Origin of the sequence: Nodularia harveyana UHCC-0300 (genome assembly GCF_034931085.1) — a bacterium.
GTDB lineage: Bacteria > Cyanobacteriota > Cyanobacteriia > Cyanobacteriales > Nostocaceae > Nodularia > Nodularia harveyana.
Window position 1 is genome coordinate 285195 of record NZ_JAYGHG010000001.1, and the last position, 22298, is coordinate 307492.

General features: G+C 42.0%; 19 protein-coding genes. 15 read left to right on the forward strand and 4 right to left on the reverse strand.

Going from position 1 to position 22298, the window contains the following annotated elements:
* Positions 1–26: 26 nt before the first annotated feature.
* The gene (locus VB620_RS01270; protein WP_323194307.1) at positions 27–1400 is read left to right on the forward strand and encodes a hemolysin family protein; all 1374 of its coding nucleotides are present in this window, start codon (positions 27–29) and stop codon (positions 1398–1400) included.
* Positions 1401–1547: 147 nt separating this feature from the next.
* Here the strand turns inward: VB620_RS01270 and queC are convergent, their stop codons facing one another.
* Complete coding sequence (gene queC, locus VB620_RS01275; protein WP_323194386.1) at positions 1548–2225, reverse strand: 7-cyano-7-deazaguanine synthase QueC; 678 nt, start codon at positions 2223–2225, stop codon at positions 1548–1550.
* Positions 2226–2856: 631 nt separating this feature from the next.
* Between queC and VB620_RS01280 the strand changes: the two genes are divergently transcribed.
* The 6 genes from VB620_RS01280 (at position 2857) to VB620_RS01305 (ending at position 9620) form a co-directional block, all read left to right on the forward strand.
* Entirely contained in the window at positions 2857–3939 is a 1083-nt protein-coding gene (locus VB620_RS01280; protein WP_323194308.1) for a Gfo/Idh/MocA family oxidoreductase, read from the forward strand.
* A 103-nt stretch (positions 3940–4042) separates the two neighbouring features.
* Entirely contained in the window at positions 4043–4210 is a 168-nt protein-coding gene (locus VB620_RS01285) for a helix-turn-helix domain-containing protein (protein WP_323194387.1), read from the forward strand.
* A gap of 461 nt (positions 4211–4671) precedes the next feature.
* Positions 4672–5820 carry a ParM/StbA family protein gene (locus tag VB620_RS01290; RefSeq protein WP_323194309.1) on the forward strand — a complete coding sequence of 383 codons (1149 nt, stop codon included), beginning with the start codon at positions 4672–4674 and terminating at the stop codon, positions 5818–5820.
* Between the two features lie 5 nt (positions 5821–5825).
* The gene (locus tag VB620_RS01295; RefSeq protein WP_323194310.1) at positions 5826–6311 is read left to right on the forward strand and encodes a plasmid segregation centromere-binding protein ParR; all 486 of its coding nucleotides are present in this window, start codon (positions 5826–5828) and stop codon (positions 6309–6311) included.
* 866 nt (positions 6312–7177) lie between these two features.
* A complete protein-coding gene (locus VB620_RS01300) occupies positions 7178–8008 on the forward strand; it encodes an SDR family NAD(P)-dependent oxidoreductase (RefSeq protein WP_323194311.1) in 831 nt (276 codons plus the stop codon).
* A 127-nt stretch (positions 8009–8135) separates the two neighbouring features.
* A complete protein-coding gene (locus tag VB620_RS01305) occupies positions 8136–9620 on the forward strand; it encodes a glycosyl hydrolase family 57 (protein WP_323194312.1) in 1485 nt (494 codons plus the stop codon).
* Positions 9621–9779: 159 nt separating this feature from the next.
* Here the strand turns inward: VB620_RS01305 and VB620_RS01310 are convergent, their stop codons facing one another.
* A complete protein-coding gene (locus VB620_RS01310) occupies positions 9780–11138 on the reverse strand; it encodes a sensor histidine kinase (protein ID WP_323194313.1) in 1359 nt (452 codons plus the stop codon).
* Positions 11139–11590: 452 nt separating this feature from the next.
* Here VB620_RS01310 and VB620_RS01315 point away from each other — a divergent pair, with 452 nt between their 5' ends.
* The 5 genes from VB620_RS01315 to VB620_RS01335 all read left to right on the forward strand — a co-directional run bounded on the left by VB620_RS01315 (position 11591) and on the right by VB620_RS01335 (position 17100).
* On the forward strand, positions 11591–11767 hold the full coding sequence (locus VB620_RS01315) for a hypothetical protein (RefSeq protein ID WP_323194314.1): 177 nt from the start codon (positions 11591–11593) through the stop codon (positions 11765–11767).
* 11 nt (positions 11768–11778) lie between these two features.
* Positions 11779–12834 (forward strand): permease, encoded by a 1056-nt coding sequence (locus VB620_RS01320; protein ID WP_323194315.1) that lies wholly within the window; start codon positions 11779–11781, stop codon positions 12832–12834.
* 219 nt (positions 12835–13053) lie between these two features.
* On the forward strand, positions 13054–13821 hold the full coding sequence (locus VB620_RS01325) for a TIGR03943 family putative permease subunit (RefSeq protein ID WP_323194316.1): 768 nt from the start codon (positions 13054–13056) through the stop codon (positions 13819–13821).
* 45 nt (positions 13822–13866) lie between these two features.
* Positions 13867–15360: a hypothetical protein gene (locus tag VB620_RS01330; protein WP_323194317.1), complete on the forward strand. Its 1494-nt coding sequence runs from the start codon at positions 13867–13869 to the stop codon at positions 15358–15360.
* A gap of 357 nt (positions 15361–15717) precedes the next feature.
* Positions 15718–17100 carry a hypothetical protein gene (locus VB620_RS01335; RefSeq protein ID WP_323194318.1) on the forward strand — a complete coding sequence of 461 codons (1383 nt, stop codon included), beginning with the start codon at positions 15718–15720 and terminating at the stop codon, positions 17098–17100.
* A 99-nt stretch (positions 17101–17199) separates the two neighbouring features.
* Here the strand turns inward: VB620_RS01335 and VB620_RS01340 are convergent, their stop codons facing one another.
* Positions 17200–19329 (reverse strand): NAD(P)/FAD-dependent oxidoreductase, encoded by a 2130-nt coding sequence (locus VB620_RS01340; RefSeq protein WP_323194319.1) that lies wholly within the window; start codon positions 19327–19329, stop codon positions 17200–17202.
* A gap of 164 nt (positions 19330–19493) precedes the next feature.
* On the opposite strand from VB620_RS01340, the gene VB620_RS01345 reads away from it, so the two are divergent.
* Complete coding sequence (locus VB620_RS01345) at positions 19494–19727, forward strand: hypothetical protein (protein ID WP_323194320.1); 234 nt, start codon at positions 19494–19496, stop codon at positions 19725–19727.
* A gap of 88 nt (positions 19728–19815) precedes the next feature.
* On the opposite strand, the gene cimA is transcribed toward VB620_RS01345, so the two are convergent.
* The gene (gene cimA / locus VB620_RS01350) at positions 19816–21435 is read right to left on the reverse strand and encodes a citramalate synthase (RefSeq protein WP_323194321.1); all 1620 of its coding nucleotides are present in this window, start codon (positions 21433–21435) and stop codon (positions 19816–19818) included.
* A 75-nt stretch (positions 21436–21510) separates the two neighbouring features.
* On the opposite strand from cimA, the gene VB620_RS01355 reads away from it, so the two are divergent.
* Positions 21511–21849 (forward strand): 2Fe-2S iron-sulfur cluster-binding protein, encoded by a 339-nt coding sequence (locus VB620_RS01355; protein ID WP_323194322.1) that lies wholly within the window; start codon positions 21511–21513, stop codon positions 21847–21849.
* Positions 21850–21872: 23 nt separating this feature from the next.
* Positions 21873–22244 (forward strand): hypothetical protein, encoded by a 372-nt coding sequence (locus VB620_RS01360; protein ID WP_323194323.1) that lies wholly within the window; start codon positions 21873–21875, stop codon positions 22242–22244.
* The last annotated feature ends 54 nt before the right edge of the window (positions 22245–22298 follow it).

The window sequence follows — 22298 nt, forward strand, 5'->3', positions numbered from 1 at the left end:
CAGATACCTAATTCCAAAATGGGGGCGTGATTTTTGCACGAGCTTTGGCGGTGATTGGTTTTTCTAGTTTAATTTGGACTGATGTGGGGCTGAGATTGTTATCGGTGCTAATGCTGATTGCGATCAATGCTTTTTTTGTGACGGCGGAGTTTTCAATGGTGACGGTGAGGCGATCGCGCATTCATCAGCTGGTTCAGGCTGGTGATATTCCGGCGATCGCTGTGGAGGGACTACAACGCAGTATTGAACGATTATTATCTACAACTCAGTTAGGTATTACTCTCTCTAGTTTGGCGTTGGGGTGGATTGGTGAAAGTTCGATTGTCGTTGTAGTGAAGTCATGGTTACAATCCTTGTCTTTACCTTCAGAAATGGGTAATTTTATCGCTCATTCTCTATCAATTCCCATCGCCTTTTTTTTAATCGCCTATCTGCAAATTGTTTTGGGTGAATTATGTCCTAAATCAGTGGCGATGCTGTATTCAGAGGATTTAGCCAGATTTTTGGGGCCTTCGGTGAAAGCGATAGTCCGGTTTTTTAACCCCTTCATCTGGATTCTCAACCAATCAACCCGGTTTTTGTTAAGGCTGTTTGGTATTGAATACACTGGACAAAGTTGGCGATCGCCTGTTACACCAGAAGAATTACAGCTGATCATCTCTACAGAAAAAGAATCAACTGGTTTACAGCTTTCAGAGCGAGAATTACTAAATAACGTCTTTGAGTTTGGGGATGTCATCGCCCAAGAAGTCATGACTCCCAGGACTGGAATGATCGCCTTATCAAAAGATGCAACTTTCCAGGACTTACTAACAGAAATGATCTCAACTGGTCACTCCCGCTACCCAATCATGGGAGAGTCTTTAGATGACATTCGCGGCATAGTATATTTTAAAGACTTGGCAGAACCCTTGGCAATGGGGACACTGACTCCAGAAACAAAGATTCAACCGTGGATGCGTCACGCCCGGTTTGTACCAGAACAAACCCCCTTAAGCGAACTATTACCTATGATGCAGCAAGAAAAGCCAGCTATGGTGATGGTTGTGAATGAATTTGGCGGTACGGTGGGATTAGTAACCATCCAAGATGTAATTGCCGAAATTATTGGTAACGCCGGCGAACCTAACAATATAGACGACTTGCTAGTAGAAATGTTAGACAACCAAACATTTTTAGTGCAAGCCCAAATTAACCTCGAAGACCTTAACGAGGTTTTACATCTCAACTTACCCTTAACCAAGGAATACCACACACTAGGGGGTTTTGTGCTGTACCAATTACAAAAAATCCCCACCAATGACGAAATTTTCTACTACGACAACTTAGAATTTACCGTAGTTTCAGCCCTCGGTCCCCGTCTGCATCAAATTCAAGTCCGACGCTTAGAGGAAAAATGATAGGACTGGGAACTGGGGACTGGGTATTGCGTATTGCGTATTGGGAAATTACAATCTTTCCCCCCTGCCTCTTCCCCCCCTGCTCCCCTTCGACTGCGCTCAGGGCAAGCCTGCTCCCTGCCCCCCTGCCTCTTCCCCCCACACTCCCTACTCCCTATAAGACAATGGGTCTTTTAAACCTAATTCCGCAAAAGCTGCTAGCCTTAAACGACAAGAATCACAAACACCGCAAGCGATATCATGACCTGCATAGCAAGACCAAGTTAGCTCCCAAGGAACACCCAATTGGTTACCAAGTTGGATGATTTCGGTTTTTTTCAAATCAATTAAAGGTGCAATAATTTTGATCGGGTTTCCCTCACGTCCTTGTTTGGTTCCTAGTTGGAAAACTTGCTGCATCGCCTGGATATAATCAGGACGGCAATCAGGATAACCGGAGTAATCTAGAGCATTCACACCAATGTATACCCGTTCGGCTGCGATCGCTTCCGCATAGCCCAGGGCAAAACTTAAAAAAATAGTATTACGTGCAGGTACGTAGGTGACTGGAATATTTTGAGACATCTCCTCAAGCGATCGCTCTTCAGGTAAATTAATGGTCTCATCCGTCAGAGCCGAACCTCCCCATTGTCGTAAATCAAAATTGATAACTTGATGTTGAACCACCCCAGCAGTTTGAGCAACCCGAAACGCAGAGTCTAACTCTCGGCGATGTCGCTGCTGGTAATCAAAAGAAATCCCGTGACATTCATAACCATCAGCTTTAGCTTGATACAAAACTGTGGAAGAATCTAATCCTCCAGACAATAAAATTACAGCTTTCATCTCAGTTTCAACTTTTCGATTTCCCATTCCCAAATCACACATCCACAAAATGCCAGAAACAATGCTACAGTCCTGCTAAACCCATTTGAGTTATAGCAGTTTTTACCGTGCCTACCATAGCCAAATACAACTTTATATATCAGCGTTTGAAAAAACTTAAACTGCTAAATATGTCAAATTTATAGATAATTATGCCAAAATTGTTTGAGTGTTTCAGCCTTGACAATTCCCAATATATTCTTTTTCGATACAACATCATACAGTCTTTTTAAAATTCTGTATTGTTGATAACAAAATAATCTAATTTCTGCATCCTGCCCAGTAAAATATTGATCCCGCTCATTAATTGCTCAACTGTTTTTATGAGTTATTACTTACGTCTTCATCAGTTTATAAAGTCAATAAAAAGACATTACATATTTTATGTGAAGAAAAAAATCTTGATTAATTTACAAATGAATATATAAGAAAAAGCCAAATTTCGGGAACTGATTCCGAAGTTTGAAATTCTTCATAAATGTAGCCTCTATGTTACCATCTGGATGGTTTCCGATAGAGCATAACTGGCTTTCAAGTATAAATGCCAACGGCCGTAGCATCTCTAAATTTGGTGGTTGAGGAGAGAATAATAGTGCAAAATAGCATGTCAGTGGCAGAAATAAATTCATACACACAGCGAAATCAAACAAAACCGATTCGCATAGGCGTAATTGGTGTGGGTAACATGGGACAACATCATGCTCGTATACTGAGTTCCATGAAAGATGTTGAACTAGTAGGTGTATCAGACATTAATGTTGAAAGAGGTTTAGAAACAGCCAGTAAATACAAGGGACATTTTTTTGAAGATTACTGTGACCTCCTACCCCACGTAGAAGCCGTTTGTATAGCTGTCCCTACCCGTATGCATTACGCCGTAGGTATCAACTGTCTCTTGGCAGGAATTCATGTTTTGATTGAAAAGCCCATCGCAGCCAGTATTTCTGAAGCAGAATCACTAGTAAATGCTGCGGCTGATTCTCAATGTATTTTGCAAGTAGGACATATTGAGCGTTTCAATCCAGCATTTAAAGAACTGAGTAAAGTTCTAAAAACAGAAAATGTCCTAGCCCTAGAAGCTCATCGCATGAGTCCTTACTCAGATAGAGCAAATGATGTTTCCGTCGTTCTGGATTTAATGATCCACGACATTGATCTACTCTTGGAACTAGCCGCTTCTCCAGTGGTAAAGTTAAACGCTAGCGGTACTCGTTCTTTAGATTCTGGTTACTTGGATTACGTAACAGCCACCTTGGGCTTTGCTAATGGTATTGTCGCTACTTTAACAGCCAGCAAAGTCACTCACCGGAAAATCCGCCGCATAGTGGCTCATTGCAAAAACTCCTTCACAGAAGCAGATTTTCTCAAGAATGAGATTTTAATTCACCGACAAACAAATCATAATACTCTCACTGACCATCGACAGGTGCTTTACAGGCAAGATGGTTTGATTGAGAAAGTTTACACTACTAATGTCCAACCTCTGAGTGCAGAATTAGAGCATTTCGTCAACTGCGTACACGGTGGTAATCAACCTTCCGTAGGTGGTGAACAAGCCCTCAAAGCCCTGAGATTGGCAAGTTTAATTGAAAAAATGGCTTTGGAAGATCAGGCATTGAACCCATTAGACTGGCAATCTGAAGCAAAATTACACTCATTAACTCAAACTGTTTAAAACAGGAGTGCGATTTGTCCAGGACGTAAATTACTCATACATTCTGGACAAACTAAACAAAATATACCAAAGTTATTTCTAGGACATTTCAAAAATCAGAATCCTGAAAAGGTTTCAATTTAAACTCACTCTCAACCACAATCAAAAAGTCTTAATTCATCAGACAATTGCTTCAGCTAGGTTTGTTTATAATCGCTTCTTGGCATTAACAAAGCAGTTATACCGTACTGAGGAAAAAAATTCCATGATTATGCTTGCAGTTAAGATTTAACTTTACTGGACACTTAAAACACTTACAACTATCAATATATTTACTGACAGATTTTCGATGGGTATTAGTTTTTAGTAGGAATTTGTGGACAACTACCTTGCTCTTAGATATACAATCGTGCTGGGGAGTGGGTGTTGAGCATTTTTTGTCCGCTTACTCAAATGGCAACATAAAAGCATCTACAGATGAAACATTCTGCTTTCATTTGAAATTCAGGGTTACGGAATTATGAGAGAAGGCTCCCGCCATAATCCAAGGTTTAGTGGCTGGAGGGTCATAGCTTCAATTAGGAGCAGTCACCCAATATACTTCCTCATGAATCGAGGGCTAAAAACGAGGTATTCGCCAACCAGTGCGGTATTTGTAGCTAAACTTGACGAAGTGTCTAATTTTTAGTACCTCCAATGTTTGTCAGATGAGCATGATAAATTTTTAAAGTTAATCAAAAACTAGGAGTTTTTATGACAGACCAACCTTCCGCCGCTACACCAATGAATGCTGCTGCTATACCTCTAAATAGGGCAGGTAATATGCCCATAAATGCTAATTTGACAACCAACAGGTCAAATATTGGCGGTAAAACCATTCTCAGTGTTGATTTAGGCAGAACTTCTACCAAAACTTGTATCAGCCGCGAACCAGCCAATGTAGTGTTCGTACCTGCCAACGTTAAAAAAATGTCCATAGAACAGGTCAAAGGTGGCGTTTTTGAAGCCAGAGCTACTGACCCTCTCATGGATTTATGGCTGGAGTATCAAGGTAATGGATATGCTGTTGGTCAAATAGCAGCCGACTTTGGCGCAAATTTAGGAGTCGGTCAATCTAAAGTAGAGGATGCATTAGTCAAAGTTTTAGCAAGTGCCGGTTACTTCAAACTCAAAGACGAACTCTCAGTTATACTCGGTCTGCCTTTCCTGTCTTTAGAACAATTTGAAAAGGAAAAAGCACAGTTAATTAGTCAAGTAAGTGGTCCTCATGTCTTTAACTTCCGAGGCGAACCTTTATCCCTGAATATTACTAAAGTTTGGGTAATGCCAGAAGGTTATGGCAGTCTTCTGTGGTCAGAAGCTCAACCTAAGACAGGTGTGATGAAAGTTCCCGACTTCACTAAAATATCTGTAGCAGTTGTCGATATCGGACATCAAACAATTGATCTGTTGATGGTGGATAACTTCCGTTTTGCTCGCGGTGCTTCTCGAAGTGAGGAGTTTGGAATGAACAAGTTCTATGACATGGTAGCCGCCGAAATCGAAGGTGCTGATAGCCAGTCTTTAGCGCTCATTTCTGCTGTCAACAAACCTAAAGGCGAACGCTTCTATCGTCCTAAAGGTGCTAGTAAGCCAACCAACCTGGATGATTTTCTTCCCAACTTGATAGAAATGTTTTCCCGAGATATTTGTAGTCGTGTGTTAGCCTGGTTGCCAGAGCGGGTCACTGATGTGATTATTACTGGTGGTGGTGGCGAGTTTTTCTGGGAAGACGTTCAACGTTTACTCAAAGAAGCTCAAATTAATGCCCATTTATCTGCACCTTCCCGTCAGGCTAACGCCTTGGGACAGTATATTTATGGAGAGGCGCAATTATCCTCCGCTAAAGCTGCTAGGGCTTAAAACTGATGTTCCAATGGTCAAAAAAGGTAGTTAAATCGGTAACATTCAACCCAGAGGTCGCTGATGAGAGTTTGTTAGCAGTTGTGGAAAATTATTTAGAGCAACTACCTGACAAGACTTTTAGCGATATCTGTAAAGAAGCCCTATGGCAATCTTTATGTGTACCGGAAGCTGTAAAACCTAGTCCAAAAACAGTAGCAACAGATTCGGTGGGAACAAAAATCGACGAGTTGCAACGTCAGTTGGCTGACCTAGAGGAACGTTTTTTTACGAAAGAATCTCATCGTTTGGAGTCTATAGAAGGCCATATTTTGCAACTTACCCAACAAATTGCAAATTTGGCTACTATAGTCAGTGAACAGCAAGTTATTCACTCTTCAATTCCATCAGCAGTAGAATCAGAGTTGGCTAATGCTACTTATGCTGATGATCCACCGGAAGAGATTGATCCCGTGATCAGCCGCCTAAGTCAGTTTCTTGATGATTTTTAAGAAACAATCAAGTTTTTGAGCATTTTTATTAGTTCTTTTTAATCCTTGATAGTAATAACTATTGGGGATTATTTGTATTTGGATGATTTATAGCTGAGGACTGAACGTAGACTTACTTCAATTGCACTCAGTACAAGTCGCGCAGTGTCCAGTGACTAGTACAGGTTGGCGGTTTATATCTTAACCCTTTTGGCTGTTGGCATAGATTTAAAAAGTATTACCCATTAATAGATTTTGGTACGATAAATGTTGACTCATAATCAAGACTTTATTCCTGACTATTATGGGTGATTGGGCGGATATCAGAGGGTAGTGCTGATAATTTGTCAGGGAATGGAAACATTACGATTCAATCTATTCATAAAAATTTATCTATCTATGTGTGATCCCGGATGAAGAAATAGCACACACAGTATGGGCGGGGATCATGTGGGAAGAACTGTTTGCGAGATTAATTGTTTAAGTGAGATTATTAAACGATTTTTTATATAGATATTTGAGATTAAGAAATGTTAAGCAATACTTATTAAAGAATGTTGCAATACATTGATTTAATTGTTAGCTTGTGTTTGGTAACGATGCTGGTGAACGCTCTGAATTTAGGAGAGATAAAACCTATGAGCTATATCCATTCAGCCAATTGTATGAAGCGTTGATTTTTAGTCTGGAAAACAAGGCAGAAATATCTTGAAGAAATAATGCAGATTAGTCTAGGAATATTTCGTTGCCAAAGGCTTATTCACTTTTTAATTTCAATAACGACTGATTTTTTGTCTTACCTTGTGCAAGCAAGCGAGTAGCTTTGGTTGTATCTGTCGGCAATCACTAAGAGTAGGGTAAGACACCAATTTTGGAGGTTAAAACCGATGAATATTCAAGGTAAAGTTGCTCTGATTACTGGGGCTTCCCGTGGTATTGGTAAGGCGATCGCACTTGTATTAGCTCAAAGAGGGATCAAGCGGCTGATCTTAGTAGCACGCGATCGCCAAAAGCTAACCGCAGTAGCTGATCAAATCCAAGCAATGGGCGTAGAAACCACAATCTTAGCCATCGATTTAACTAAAACAATTGAAGTCAATATTGCTGTTGCCCAATTGTGGCGCAACTATGGCCCGATTCATCTGCTCGTTAATTGTGCAGGTGTAGCCTACCAAACCTCATTTTTGCAAACAAAAATACCCCAAGTTCAAGAAGAACTTTCAGTAAATTTACTAGGAATGTACAACCTCACCAGCCTCATAGCCCGACGCATGGTGAGCCAAAAGCAAGGAACAATCGTCAATGTGTCTAGTTTGATGGGCAAAGTAGCCGCACCCACAATGGCGACTTACTCAGCTACCAAGTTTGCCATCTTAGGATTTACCCAAGCCTTGCGCCGCGAACTCGCTGAACATAACATCCGGGTAATTGCCTTATTACCTTCTCTGACAGACACAGATATGGCGCGGGACTTAAAATTATTTCGCTGGGTGATCCCCATGACACCAGAACAAGTAGCGGAAGTACTGATCACCGGACTACAAAAAGACGCGCCAGAAATTCTCGTGGGTTGGCAAAGTCATTTAGCTGTGTGGTGTCAACGTTTAGCCCCTTGGTTACTAGAGATAGTTTTACAAATCGCCACTCCGCCAAGGGTGACACAACCACAACTTTCTGCAAAACGCCGTTTAATGCGGAAAATTTATCGTTTTAGCTAGGAAGTCGGGAGTGTTCTTAACCTGAGCGAAGGCTGCACCTCTGCTTCTTCCCAGAACTACACCAAAAAAATCAGACTATAGGTTATTGGTGTAACAATAGACGTAACTTATTTCGGAGCAATCAGAAATGCTGACATTACCTACCACGCTTCCTACTTTGCCCGAAATCATTGACGACTTACCGAATATTTCTGGTTGGGAAACAGAGGTGCTTGCTGTCGTTAACCATGATGCACCGATATTTTTACCGTCCACAAATATCTCCTTAGAGAATGTAAATGCAGTTTTTGCGATCGCCTTACATATGCACCAGCCAACTATACCTGCTGGACATGATGGTGGCTTAATCAGCAATCTGCAATATATGTTTGAGCATACCCATGAAGGGGATAACCATAACGCCGCACCTTTCGCCCATTGTTACAGTCGGATGGGAGACCTAATCCCCGAACTAGTTAATCAAGGTTGCAATCCCCGTGTGATGTTGGATTACTCTGGTAACCTCTTGTGGGGACTCAGACAAATGGGACGCAGCGATATTTTAGATAATCTCAAACGTATTACCTGCGATCGCACTTATCAACCTTATGTAGAATGGCTGGGGACAATGTGGGGTCATGCGGTGATTCCTTCCACACCCATATCCGACATTAAACTGCATATCGTGGCATGGCAACATCATTTTGCCGCAATTTTTGGCTGGGAAGCATTGGCGAGAGTCAAAGGATTTTCCCCCCCAGAAATGCACCTACCAAATCATCCTGACACTTTATTTGCATTTATCAAAGCCCTCAAAGAATGCGGTTATCGCTGGTTACTGGTACAAGAACATTCCGTAGAAACAATTAGCGGTGAATCTCTCACTCACAAACATTTACCACATCGTCTAATTGCCCGCAATTCCCAAGGTGAAACCATTAGTATTACAGCCCTAATTAAAACCCAAGGTTCAGATACTAAATTAGTCGCACAGATGCAACCTTACTATGAAGCCAAAACCCTATCTAAACAACAACTAGGAAGTGCTTTAATTCCACCAATAGTTAGTCAAATTGGCGATGGAGAAAATGGTGGAGTAATGATGAATGAATTTCCTAGTGCCTTCAAACGAGCCTGGGAAGATATGGTAAATCAAGGTGGGGGTAAATCGGGTATTGTTGGCGTATGTGGGACAGAATATTTAGAATTAATCACCGCCGCAGGTTGTCAACCTAACGACTATCCTACCTGTCAACCAGTAGGACAACATCAAATCTGGCAGAGAGTTTCACCAGAAAATTGCCAACCAGAAGCTGTAGAAAATGCCATTCAAGAATTAAAAGAAATTAACCCTAACTTTCATGTTGATGGAGCTTCTTGGACAAATCATATTAGTTGGGTAAAAGGATATGAAAATGTCATCTCTCCCATGTATGAATTAAGCAGTTTATTTCATCAAAAGGTTGATCATACATTGCCGACTAATTCATCTGAATATCGTAATGCTCTTTTACATAACCTTTTGTTGCAAACTAGCTGTTTCCGTTATTGGGGACAAGGTTCATGGACCAATCACGCCCAGAATATTTACGAGAGAGGTAAAAACTTGCTGGAAAGCATACCTAAGTTTTAGCCACAATTGTAATATCAATTTAATATAAAGATGCATCAAAAAAACCCTCCCTTCTTGCGGGGAGGGAACTGGAGAAGTATAAATAATATACAGAATCACCAATAATTGGTAATAGCAGATTTATATTTATAAGGGGTAATACTATGCAACTAGATTTGATTATACTAAGGGTAATAGTATTTCAAATTCAGTTCCTATACCTGGTTGTGAACGGAAATTTAATTTACCACCATGTCTGGCTGAGATAATTCGATAACTCATTGATAAACTAGTTTCTTTATCAGCCCATTTTTCTAAGGAGAAGGATTCCCTAATTTCCTGTTGTAATTCTGGAGACATTCCTGGTCCATTATCAGCAATACAGAGTGAAACCCAACGAGAGTCTGGTAAATTTTCGTCGGTAGGTTCTAAGGAAATAACTTTTGTGGTAATTTTAACTTGTGGTTTTGTAACTGTGTTTGGATCTAATTGAGAAAAATCTTGCCGCACTGATTTGTTTATTAAAGCATCTATAGCTTGGCTTAAAATATTCATCAATACTTGGTTTAACTGCCCCATAAAACAATTAATAGGCGGTAGTTGACCATAGTTTTTAATAATTTTAATTTCTCCTTTTAATCGACTCTTCATTAGGAGAATAATACTATCTAGACAGGCGTGTAAGTCTGTTGGTTTAGGATAAATTTCATCAATGTAGCAAAAATTTTGTAAACCAGAGACAAGTTTTTTTAATCTTTCTGCTCCGGTGCGAATGCTTGTGATCACTTTTGCTAAATCTTCTTCTAAAAAATCAAATTCAATTTCTTGTTTAATTTGGGTAATTTCCTGGGAAATTTGCGGTAACTCTTTTTCATACTCGGCTATGAGCTTGAGTAAACCTTGACTGTAGTTAGAAATATAGGTTAAATTACCCCAGATAAAACCAACGGGATCAAGAATTTCGTGGGCTACGCCGTCTACTAAACGTCCTAGACGTGCCATTTTGTCATTTTGAATCATTTGGGCTTGGTTACGTTCATGGCGTAGCTGAGTTTTGATTCCTTGAATTTGCCAAGCCGCAATGTTGAGGTCATGTATATCTAATAGTCTATAGGTATTAACTGCTGTTTCGATGACAACTGGTTCTGCTAAAAATTCAGGCGATCGCCTGAGAGTATGCTGCATTGCTGTTAAAATTGGTGTTGTCCCGGATAGCTGCAAAATCGCTGTGCGTGCGTAACTATAAAGCACACCCAATGTTTCTTGGTTAAATAACTCTTGTCCATGAGGGCGAATCAGAAATTCTAGCAGTCGTCGCCGAGAAATCATTCCCATGAACTCTCCCTGCTCTAGCAATATGACTCCTGGTAGGAGTGGGTATTTTTCCAAAAAATGAGCAACTTCCACACCACTACAACTTATTTCTACTTGAAAGTGGTATGTTGGCAGTTCTGCGATGACTGATTCTACACTGAGATCGCGATCGCTACCACGAGATAAAACTGGTGGCAAAATTGGGGGGTTAAACTCTTGTGGCACTGGCGATTTTGATATCTAATATTTCAATATCTACACAAACTAGCAATTAATAAACTCAAACCGTAACGCATTCATCCTACAGCTAAAGCCGATATAATTTCTACTTTCAGGAAAAATACTCTTTTTGATCGAAGTATGAGATTTGGGCTAGCATTTACAGACTTAGACAATAATATATAACTTCTCTACAGCCAAGAATAAGGCGCATATTCACAAAAAAACGGTATGAAAAGACCCTACGCAGAACTATCGGTTCATCTCTGAGGGTATCCCGAAATGTTTAAACACTATAAACCGATTATAAAATTTTGTGAAAGATAACATCCTGACTGACTAGTTTAAAGTCAGTATAAACATTCATTACTCAAACATCATGCAGTGAGATAGTTATTTTCCTAAACTGGGAACACTTTACCCAAAGCGACAACTTTCACATCAATCAGTGTCAGTAAATGTACAGAATTAAATACGACTATCTACAACTCACCACCGTTGATAACCGCTTAAGCGTAACTAGAAAAAAAACCCTAATTTCTGGTTTAAATCAGTTTCAATCACCCATAGATACTTTTGATCCCCATTCCGATAGAATGGCTAGGCATAACCTAACAACTTTCAACCGCTTTTGACTGCGACACCCATGAATCAACTGAACAATGGTTTCACTATATTTCTGAGTTTGCTAGTCGAGGCGATGCCGTTTTTGCTGTTTGGGGTTCTATTCTCCAGTGTGCTGCTTATTTTTGTCGATGAGCGCCAACTAGTGACCAGAATGCCCAAAAATCCGATATTGGGTGCTTTAGCAGGTAGTCTGATCGGCTTTATGTTTCCGGTGTGTGAGTGCGGTAATGTCCCGGTAGCGCGCCGATTGCTGATGCAGGGAGTACCCACACCGGTGGCTATTGGCTTTTTGCTAGCAGCACCGACGATTAACCCCATTGTAATTTGGGCGACTTGGCTAGCCTTTCGAGACCAGCCAGAAATAGTAGTTTTACGAGTGGTATTTTCCCTATCAATTGCCGTAATTATTGGCATTGTCTTCAGTTTTCAGAAAGATGTTAAACCACTGGTACAACCTGCGATCGCCCGTTATTTAAAGTTCAACCCACCCACACAGCAAGAAACTCAACGCCTTGGTAGAGGTGACGCAGCAGCAGCCCAAGTAATTCTACCCAATGTGTTGAAATCGGGGACTTATATTTTAGGAGGAAAACCAGGACTAACTCAACGCTTAGATCCTAATTCATTACAGGCAACCACACCAGCCGCTAGCCCTAGTAAATCTGTGGCGGATAAACTCAACTTAGTTTTGGATAATGTCATGCAGGAACTACGAGAACTAGGGGGCGTAATGATTTTAGGTAGTGCGATCGCCGCTTCTGTACAAGTATTTGCTCCCCGTGAATTAATCCTCAGTCTAGGTGCGGGACACATTACTTCTATTGTGGTGATGCTGATATTAGCCGCAGTTGTCTCAGTCTGTTCCACAGTGGATTCATTTTTTGCCTTGTCCTTCGCCTCAGCTTTTAGTAGTGGTTCCCTGTTAGCATTTTTAGTATTTGGCCCAATGGTTGACATCAAAAGTGTGGGATTGATGCTCACCGTTTTTAATGCCAAGACGATATTTTACTTATTTGCTTTAGCTGCACAATTGACTTTTGTCTTCTCCCTGTTCGTCAACTTGTATGTGCTGTGAACCAGTTATCAGTTATCAGTTATCAGTGATTAAGGGCGACGGTAAGGAATTTAGACCCGCAATCAACCTTTACCATTCATCGGAATTCAGTTATTAGTTTTCAATTTATTTAGTCAATGCCGATATAGCGGGATTCTTCAACTCAAATATGTCTCTTGACTGATAACTGATAACTGCTATATTCTTCTCCACTGACTACTGGCTAATTACTCTTAACCAATGGCTAAAAAAACCAAAATTTCCCTGCAAAATATTTTCTTTCCGTGGCTTGATGCCTTCGCCGTGACAACTTGGGGCATTTTGATGCTGCAATACTGGCTATCCGGCAAGTTGTATTTGTTAATTCACCCCAATTTCTTTGGCTTAGTGATTGGTTGTGGTATTGCTTTTGTAATCATTGGCTTGTTGAAGATGCGCCAAGTTTGGCGAGAACGTCGCCGGGTGAATACTGCTAACCTTCAGCATATTAATTTATTTCCCCCTGGTTGGGGTAGTGCCTTATTACTAGCTGTAGCGATTTTGGGTTTAATGATTACACCCCGTGTTTTTGCTAGTGACACGGCTTTGCAGCTGGGTGTGACTGATTTACTATCCACTGGACGCGCCCAACCCCAATCTTTTCGCCCTTCTACTCGCCCAGAGGAGCGCTCACTGGTAGATTGGGCGCGGACATTGAATGTCTACCCAGAACCAGACTCTTACACAGGTCAAAATGCCAAAGTTCAGGGATTTGTGATTCACCCGCCAGATATCGGAGAAAGTTATATTTTCTTAGCGCGATTTGTGCTGACTTGTTGTGCCGCAGATGCTTATCCGGTGGGATTACCAGTTAAACTACCAGAAAATCAAAAACGCTATTCTCCTGATACTTGGTTGGAAGTGGAGGGAACAATGATCACGGAAACTCTAGCAGGGAAACGCAACCTGACTATTGCGGCTACTTCCGTTAAAGAAATTCCTCAACCCCGAAATCCTTACAGTTATTAGTGATTAATAACTAAAAACTAAAAACCCATCATTAATATTTGAAAAATGGCTACATCCAAGACATTGATCCAACCATTAGATCGCGTGGCGATCGCATTTATGCTGCTACTGAGTCTGCTGATTGGATTCATGATATTTCAAGGTGATGTAGTAGCAGCTCGCGTCCGGGAATTTACTTGGGAAAATCAACAAATTGGCGCAGAGGATATCTCCTTTAGTCTCAACTTTAGTCGCCCGATGGATATCAAAAGCGTCGAGGAGAATTTGAAAATTGAGCCACCGTTAGCAGGTAAAATTAGTTGGGCGGGGCGGCGGATGGTTTATACACTGCTGACACCAGCACCCTATGGTACTAATTATCAAGTACGGTTAGAAGATGCCAGAGATCGATTTGCGATCGCAGAAGGGAAAAATCAAGTAATACAGCCCTTTACAGGTAACTTTAGAACCCGCGATCGCGTGATTATGTACATAGGAGCCGATGCCGAAAATCAAGGTCAATTAGTTCTTTACAATCTCACCGAAGAGAAAAAAAATATCCTTACCCCTAAAGACCTGATTGTGATGGAATTTAAACCATTTCCCAATGGGGAAAAGATTTTATTTTCCGCTCGCACTGCTAACAACCAAGACCTACTTTCGGCTCAATTATATACAGTAACCACAGGTATTTCCGCTCAACCAGAAACCCCAGCAGAACCAGCCGGGAGAGTTGACCTAGTTTTAGATAATCAGGAATATCAAAACCTGAAATTTGACTTGTCGCCAGATGGGAAAACAATTGTTGTCCAGCGAGGGAACAGAAGAGATCCCAGCGATTTTGGGCTATGGTTTATGCCTAGCACTAGCAACAATGGACAAAGACCCAATCCCCAACGCCTCGAAAGCCAACCAGGGGGAGACTTTATGATTACTCCCGACAGTCAAGCTGTAGCAGTTGCTCAAGGTCAAGGCGCTGCCATTCTACCGCTACAAACCGATGCCAGCAAACCTCTGGATTTTCTCCCCCAATTTGGCTTAGTGCAGTCTTTCTCCAAAGATGGCTCTCAAGCAGCAATGGTAAAATTTAATACAGATTATACAAGAGATTTGTTTTTGGTCACCAACCAAGGAACCCAGAAACCCCTGTTAAAAACCACAGGTTCCATTCTCAACTGCCAATTTGGTCCCGCTTCACCTACCCTCTACTGCTTATTAACACAGCTAATTTCTGACGAAGAATATATCGAACAGCCTTATCTAGTGGCAATTGACCTGAGAACCGGAGAACAAAAACCACTGTTATTACTACCAATTGAACAGAGGAATGTCCAAATGAGTTTATCCCCAGATGGTTTAGGCTTGCTGTTTGATCAAGTAATGCCACAGGTAGATCCAGTACCTTTATCTGCTAATGTACTTAAAACTGAAGATGGCGAAGCGATCGCCTCTAGTAGCCTGTGGTTAATGCCTTTGTTACCCATTGATGATACTTCCAATACCACCATCAAACCAGAAAAACTGCCTCTAGTCGGATTTCATCCTCGTTGGTTGCCATAATTACACAAGGCTGCGGGAAGTTAACCCTATAAATCTTGACAAAAGTCAAGTAGGTAACACCCCTTTCTCAGCATCTGGAAAACAGCCAGTATATTAATGGTATTTGCATTAATATCTGTCTTGCTTCTCAAAGTTGGCGAGGTTTAAACTCGTAATGTTATAACGGCATCAGTTACTAAATGCAAAAATTGTCACTGACTCCTGCTTGAAAGCGAGAAGGGGCTTGTAAGAGAAAAGTTAACTACCTTTCAAATACAAGGAAATGGCTAATTACCCCGATATCTTAAACCAAAGCCTAACTACGCGCGGAGCTTCTGGTGATGATAAATAACTGACACCACAAACAACAGGGCTAAAATGGAATCCCTAAATTCTCATAATTCGCTACGACCGGAGCAGTCAAACTGTCCATTTTACTCAATTGCGCCTCCTGACAATATGGCAAACACACAAGCGCCTCTCCTCAAATCTGCGGCCGAACCACAGCCGGAAGTACAAATTCCTGAGTCCCACCAGGATCAAACTCATTCCGATTGGGTTGTTGAGCCGAATAGCGAACAACAAATACTACTGGATACAGAATTTAAACAGCTACTAGCATTAAATGAAGAATTGCGTGAATCAAACAATCAGTTGTATGAGGAGGTAGAGCATCTCAAAGATCACCTCGCTGAATCAGAAAAGGCTTTGCAGTGGCAAAAAAGGCGTTCTAGTGTCGCCGAGTCAATGCTTAACCAACAAACTCAAGAATTGGCCGCAGCCCAAGAACAAATTAAATCTCTCTTCCAAGAATTAGAAACATCTGTACAAACTGTTCAACGCCAAGAAAACTTTATTGAAACTTATAAAACACAACTACAAATTAGCCAACAGCGTTTGGCTCAGTTAGAAAGAGAATGTGCGCTGGTACAAACTAACTATAATGAACAATCTCAACAGGCATTGCAATCGGAAAATACCTGTCGAGAGCTACGTAGTCGGTTAATGCGACAACAACGCCAGACCTTACAATTTAAAGCAGCTCTGGAAAAATGCCTCGATACCCCCGCCCCTGATGAATCCTCAGAGGATACCGCTAACCACCAAACCAGATTTTCTCGAAAGGCGCGTTCTTTATTTCCTAACGTCCAGCCTATTCGACCTTGGTCAGGAGAATCAGAAGGCGATAGCTGTCAAGTGGATTCGGCTTGGGGTCAATATTCCCCATCATCTGTATGTAACCCTGATCCTTCTGAGCCTATTTCATCATCTTCTGAGAATTTGCCAGTGGAGGAAAACACACTCCCTTTATCAGAAGCTGTTTCCCAAGAAATGGAGATTTCTGCAACTACATCAGAGATGGGTTCATCAAATCTAGATGTTCAATTGGATAGTCTGATCCAAATGTTTTTTACTAGTAACCCTGAATCTACATCACCCATCTCGGCTGAAACTGAAGATGCTAATCCAGAGGATGATCAGCAATTGCCAATCATGACCACCGAGAAAGATTCCCCTAACGAGATGAATGCTAATAGCTACCTAGATGAAGCTACAGCAGGGGAAAATGTTCAGGGGTCAGGAAATCCACAGATGTATGAGACGGATGTGATTGCAGACCCTTTTGAGGACTATTCTCATAATGATCCATCGCCTTCACCAGTAGTTTATCCTGACCGTCCACCTAAAGGGCGCAAGTCTTTATCATCAGTCGAACTACCTAACTTTCGGATAGGTAATCAGTCTCAAAACCCTCAATAATTTGTCAACTTGGGAATTTGATGTTGTGAGCATGGTGGGTTAACGATATGACAACCCACCGGAGAATTTTGAGTAATTTATTGTGTGAAAATCCGACAACTAATGCAGAATTTTCGCTTCTGGTTTGGTAATGATGGTATCTGGATTCACCTGCGCTGAGTGATTTTGCGATAGCTCCAGGGCTGACTTGTCGGTTTGTCGTTTACCAGCAGCGATCGCATAGTTAATGACCAATAGCCGCAGCCATAAAGCCGGATAACGCTTTTCTAACCAAGGTTTACTCCGCACCAACAAGCGCGGGAACCATCCCCTGAGTAAAGCACTGATGAGGGAATCAAGACTGAAACTAAAATAATTACCCAGCCACCGGACTAAATCTCTAAATCCAGCTAGTTCCCAAATCCATAATAATAGGGCAGGATTTGTACGTGCAGCTTTCAGTGCTAGGCGGTTGAAAGTCAACCAATCACACCTATCTTTGATGAAATTATCTGCTACCTCTGTTGGTTCATCTGCTAATAATCCAAAGAACGTATTCAGCATGGAGTTAATTCTTTGGGGTGGTAAAAATTTCCCAGTGGGAACCATCATTCCTTTAGAAAATAGCCAAGTCACAGCAACATTGCTTTGGTAGGCGCGAATTTTGTTTAAATATCGGAAACTCAGCAAGTCATGCTTCAGGGCTGTATCTAAAAGTGTTGTTAAACGGTCTAAGTTGCGGATTAAGGAACCAAAGCCGGTAAAAACTAGGGGAGATTGTAGGGAAGCCGCATCACCAATGGTAACTAATCGATCAAAGGCTATGGTGCGATCGCTACTTCCGACACTAAAATGTCCTGGTATATACCCAAATGTCGGCTTTTTCCACACCAGTTGATCTAAATCACAGCGTCGATACTCTGGCAAAATCGTAAAAAAGTCCTCGTACATTTCCAGCAAGGAACCGGGATTTGTGCCATTGACTTCGTGGTAATGAAATAAATAAATGGTCAGTTCTTCACCACCTGCGGGGAATAATTCCCAAATCAATTGCCTTCCTCTAGAAATATCTCCGTGACTGAACAGGACATCCCCATATTGGGAATCCCACACTCCTGGACCCAATCCCCTCTCAACCACTGCTCCCACCGTAGGACAGACACTATCAAAGGTACGACCACCATTTAATTGCCAAGCAATTGGGGAAGCTGTTCCCATCGCATCAATTAACAGTCTTCCTGTAACGGACTGCTGATTTTTACTGGGTAAATGCTTGACTGTAATCTCAACTTGTGATTCTGCAATATCAGCACGTAGAAACTCAGTTTCATCCCAGATTACACCACCTGCTGCTTGCAGTTTTTTACCGCACATTTTTAGTAGTTTTTCTGAGTCTAAGGCGATGTTTAACACAGTGGGCGTGTGCAGAATCGGCGATCGCAATTTGGGGGGATTATTACCATCAAAAAATTTATTGAATCCGTCTTTATATTCCCGAACAATCAGAGTTTCTACCTCAGCAACTGTCATTAACCCCAGATTAATTAAACTTTGCAGTTCATCACGAGAAATATTCCATTCTCGATTCATCCTGCCAAAAGGCAAACGTTCCACCAGCAGAACTTTATAACCTAACCGCGCCATGACAGCCGCATGAATTATCCCTAATGCGCCACCAATGTAGATCAAGTCATAAGTGGGCGTTCCCGAAGGCGTGATGCTGCTGGATTTTTGGCTGTGGGAAAAAACTACTTGGCGGGGCTGTTGAGGATTCCGTACCCCTTCCCGCCATCTTTGCTCCCACCAGTAGGCACGATTCAGGTCATACTCCCCATTGGGCATTTCCTGAAAATATTTAACCGTCAGGGGGTAAGAACTGGCTAACTCATCGAAAATTGATTTTTCGGGATCAATGGCTGGAGGTTCCGGGTACTGGTGGGGGAATTGGGTTCTGATTTCACTAGTCAGACTTTGGAGAATTTTTGCTTCTCCATCAACAGGCTGATCCGCCCAACGAAAGACTTTGAGATAAGTAGTTCGCTGCACTGACCAGAGGAATATAGAAAGTTCAGTCGGTAACTTTTCAGTAATCTCCCCTTGGGGATTTGTAGTCTTTGTGGAGATTTTTAGCCGAAAACCATCTGGGGTGAGGAATTTTTCCCCAACTCCTGGCTCAAATTGAATTTGTAGCCAATTAAGTACAGTTGCAATATTGGGTGTGGGAACTTCTAAATAAAGTATTTCTTTCATGATTTTTTCCTGACATTGCCGATCAATCTATTCACTCAGACAGATTTTATAAAGGTAGGAACTAAGCTAGACTCCGCCCTATTGGATCAATAAAGATTGAGTAAAGAATTTTTAATAGTTTGTCAAAGTTTATTGTTCATTTTGTATTTTTTTTAGCTTACGTTATGAATTATCCCATTCCAGACAGTCCCCAGGAAATTTTTGCCCTACGACAACAGCCAATTGATGAAGAACTAGTAGCCTCGGCGATCGCTGGAGTCATCAAACTTGTACGCTCCCAGGGACAATCCTTAGAAGAATTAACCGCTCAACTATTAGCTGATGACCCCATGCTAAATCACCACCAACGCCGTTGGCTGAGTCAATTAGTGACCCAATCCTGGGAACAGTTTTCATGAAAGGATTGGGGATTGAGGAGTCTTAATTTTCCCCCCTGCACCCCTTCGACTGCGCTCAGGGCAAGCCTGCACCCTGCCCCCCTGCCTCTTATCCACTCCCTACTTGAGAATGTAAAAACAAACCATATTCCAACCCTTCTACAACTGCTTGATAGGAAGCCGCCAAAATATTGGGGGAAACTCCCACAGTTGTCCAGCGTTGAGAACCGGTTCCTGATTCCACTAACACACGGGTTTTAGCGGCTGTACCTGAATGTCCATTGAGAATCCGGACTTTGTAATCAGTTAACTCAAAGGTGGCAAGTTGGGGATAGAAGTTGACCAAAGCTTTGCGTAATGCGGCATCCAAGGCGGCAACTGGGCCGTTTCCTTCGGCTGCTTCCAGAATATTTTTACCATTTACACCGATTTTGACTGTCGCCAAAGCATTGTTAGTTTCTTTACCTTCCACTAAATCACAATGCACTTGGAAGCCTTTGACTTCAAAAAACTGCTGACGCTGACCCAAAGCTTCGTACATTAATAATGCAAAACTGGCTTCTGCTGCTTCAAATTGATATCCTTCACTTTCTAATTCTTTGAGGCGTTGCAGAATTTGTCGGGCTGCTGGTTGGTCTTTATCTAGTTCAATGCCGAAAGTCCGGGCTTTGGCTAACACATTACTGAGTCCAGATTGTTCGGAAATTACGATGCGGCGATGATTACCGACTTGTTCTGGGGGAATGTGTTCGTAGGTTAGGGGATTTCGTTCTACGGCTGAGACATGGATACCGCCTTTATGTGCAAACGCTGAACGCCCGACAAAGGGCGCGTGTTCGTCAGGGGCAAGGTTTACGACTTCGCTGACAAACAGACTCGCGTCTGTAAGTTGATTTAGCTGGTGTTCGGCGATACAGCTATAACCCAGCTTTACTTGTAGATTGGGAATTAATGTACAAAGGTTAGCGTTACCACAACGTTCACCATAGCCGTTGATTGTTCCTTGTATCATTTTTGCCCCGGACATAACGGCAGCTATGGCATTGGCTACGGCTGTACCGGAATCATTGTGAGTGTGAATACCAATTTGGGGGATTGGTTCTGGAGTAACGACTAATGAAACATGATTAATCACTGATTCCACGATTTGACTAACTTCATGGGGTAAAGTGCCACCATTAGTATCACAAAGGACTAGCCATTCAGCACCTGCGGCGATCGCCACTTCTAAGGTCTGTAAAGCATAATCTCGATTGTGTTTGTAGCCATCAAACCAGTGTTCAGCATCATAAATTACCCGTCGCCCTTGAGCCACCAAATACTCGATGGTATCCCGAATCATGGCTAAATTTTCGGCTAAAGTCGTCTTCAGTCCGGCTGTGACGTGTAAATCCCAAGATTTGCCAAAAACTGTCACCCAACGCGTACCCGCATTCAGAATCGCCTGTAACATGGCCTCAGTTTCTGCCGTGGTGTGGGGGCGGCGTGTCGAACAAAAGGCGACTATTTCTGCTTGTTTCAGAGGGTTTTCTTGGAGTTGCCAGAAAAACTCCACATCCTTGGGATTAGCCCCAGGCCAACCACCTTCAATGAAGGGAACACCCAGTTGGTCTAGTCGGCGAGCAATGCGTAACTTGTCTTCTATGGAAACTGATAATCCTTCGCGCTGAGTGCCATCTCGTAGGGTGGTGTCATATAGCCAAAGTTGAGGTGAGGAGTGTATGGTCATAGAACTGAGACTTGCGAGACAACAAGTGAAGCGATGTGCCAATATACAACAAAAAGCCAGTTTGGTAATTGAAATATGCCCAAGGTGCTAGCTCAGGGTAAGACAATTGAATGCGATCGCGGTGCTAAATTAAGTCGGATTTTGCTGCAAAATGGTATTGACCTCTACAATGGCGGTGCTAAGTTAATTAACTGTCGAGGAATTGGCAGTTGTGGTACTTGTGCAGTCAAGATAGAAGGTGAGGTGTCAGCCCCGAATTGGCGAGACAAAGCCAGACGTTCCCTTCCTCCCCATTCTCCTACAGCCGAACTGCGTTTAGCTTGTCAAACTCAGGTACTAGGGGATGTAAAGGTAACAAAATTTGATGGATTTTGGGGACAAAGTTCTCAAATCCTATGGACACCAGAAGGTTAGGTTAAATAAGGAGAAAATATAAAATGGGTAGATGGACTCCACTAATTCTCATGTCCGGAGGCTTGGCGATTTTAATGGGTACATTGTTGGGGATCAACTTCCCCATAGGTGGACAACAAGTTTCCCAGAATGATGATAACCCTGAAGGTAGAACTTCTAGAGTACTGCCAGCTAATATTAATGTTAATAGTTCTTCCGGTAGTAAGGGTAATGGTAACAATACTGCCTCCGATAATCGGGGTAGCGTTGCTCAGGAGAATTTTTCAACCTCTGATGACAACACCAGCGTTGCTCAGAATAATAATTCGTCTTCACCTGGTGACAGTACATCAGATACTGGCTTTCAGTCCGACACCATAGATCAGGATAGAGAACCTATTCGGGCTTTGTGGTAAATCTGGATAGTCATTAGTTAGGAGTCATGAAGTTGAAAGCCTCCGTGATTTATG

Excerpts from the sequence above, each read along its gene's own strand:
- VB620_RS01295 (WP_323194310.1), top strand. The coding sequence starts at position 5,826 with ATGTTCCAATGGTCAAAAAAGGTAGTTAAATCGGTAACATTCAACCCA.
- VB620_RS01300 (WP_323194311.1), top strand. The coding sequence starts at position 7,178 with ATGAATATTCAAGGTAAAGTTGCTCTGATTACTGGGGCTTCCCGTGGT.
- VB620_RS01325 (WP_323194316.1), top strand. The coding sequence starts at position 13,054 with ATGGCTAAAAAAACCAAAATTTCCCTGCAAAATATTTTCTTTCCGTGG.
- VB620_RS01330 (WP_323194317.1), top strand. The coding sequence starts at position 13,867 with ATGGCTACATCCAAGACATTGATCCAACCATTAGATCGCGTGGCGATC.
- VB620_RS01360 (WP_323194323.1), top strand. The coding sequence starts at position 21,873 with ATGGGTAGATGGACTCCACTAATTCTCATGTCCGGAGGCTTGGCGATT.
- VB620_RS01315 (WP_323194314.1), top strand. The coding sequence starts at position 11,591 with ATGTACAGAATTAAATACGACTATCTACAACTCACCACCGTTGATAAC.
- VB620_RS01320 (WP_323194315.1), top strand. The coding sequence starts at position 11,779 with ATGAATCAACTGAACAATGGTTTCACTATATTTCTGAGTTTGCTAGTC.
- VB620_RS01305 (WP_323194312.1), top strand. The coding sequence starts at position 8,136 with ATGCTGACATTACCTACCACGCTTCCTACTTTGCCCGAAATCATTGAC.
- queC (WP_323194386.1), bottom strand. The coding sequence starts at position 2,225 with ATGAAAGCTGTAATTTTATTGTCTGGAGGATTAGATTCTTCCACAGTT.
- VB620_RS01345 (WP_323194320.1), top strand. The coding sequence starts at position 19,494 with ATGAATTATCCCATTCCAGACAGTCCCCAGGAAATTTTTGCCCTACGA.
- VB620_RS01290 (WP_323194309.1), top strand. The coding sequence starts at position 4,672 with ATGACAGACCAACCTTCCGCCGCTACACCAATGAATGCTGCTGCTATA.
- VB620_RS01355 (WP_323194322.1), top strand. The coding sequence starts at position 21,511 with ATGCCCAAGGTGCTAGCTCAGGGTAAGACAATTGAATGCGATCGCGGT.
- VB620_RS01335 (WP_323194318.1), top strand. The coding sequence starts at position 15,718 with ATGGAATCCCTAAATTCTCATAATTCGCTACGACCGGAGCAGTCAAAC.
- cimA (WP_323194321.1), bottom strand. The coding sequence starts at position 21,435 with ATGACCATACACTCCTCACCTCAACTTTGGCTATATGACACCACCCTA.
- VB620_RS01340 (WP_323194319.1), bottom strand. The coding sequence starts at position 19,329 with ATGAAAGAAATACTTTATTTAGAAGTTCCCACACCCAATATTGCAACT.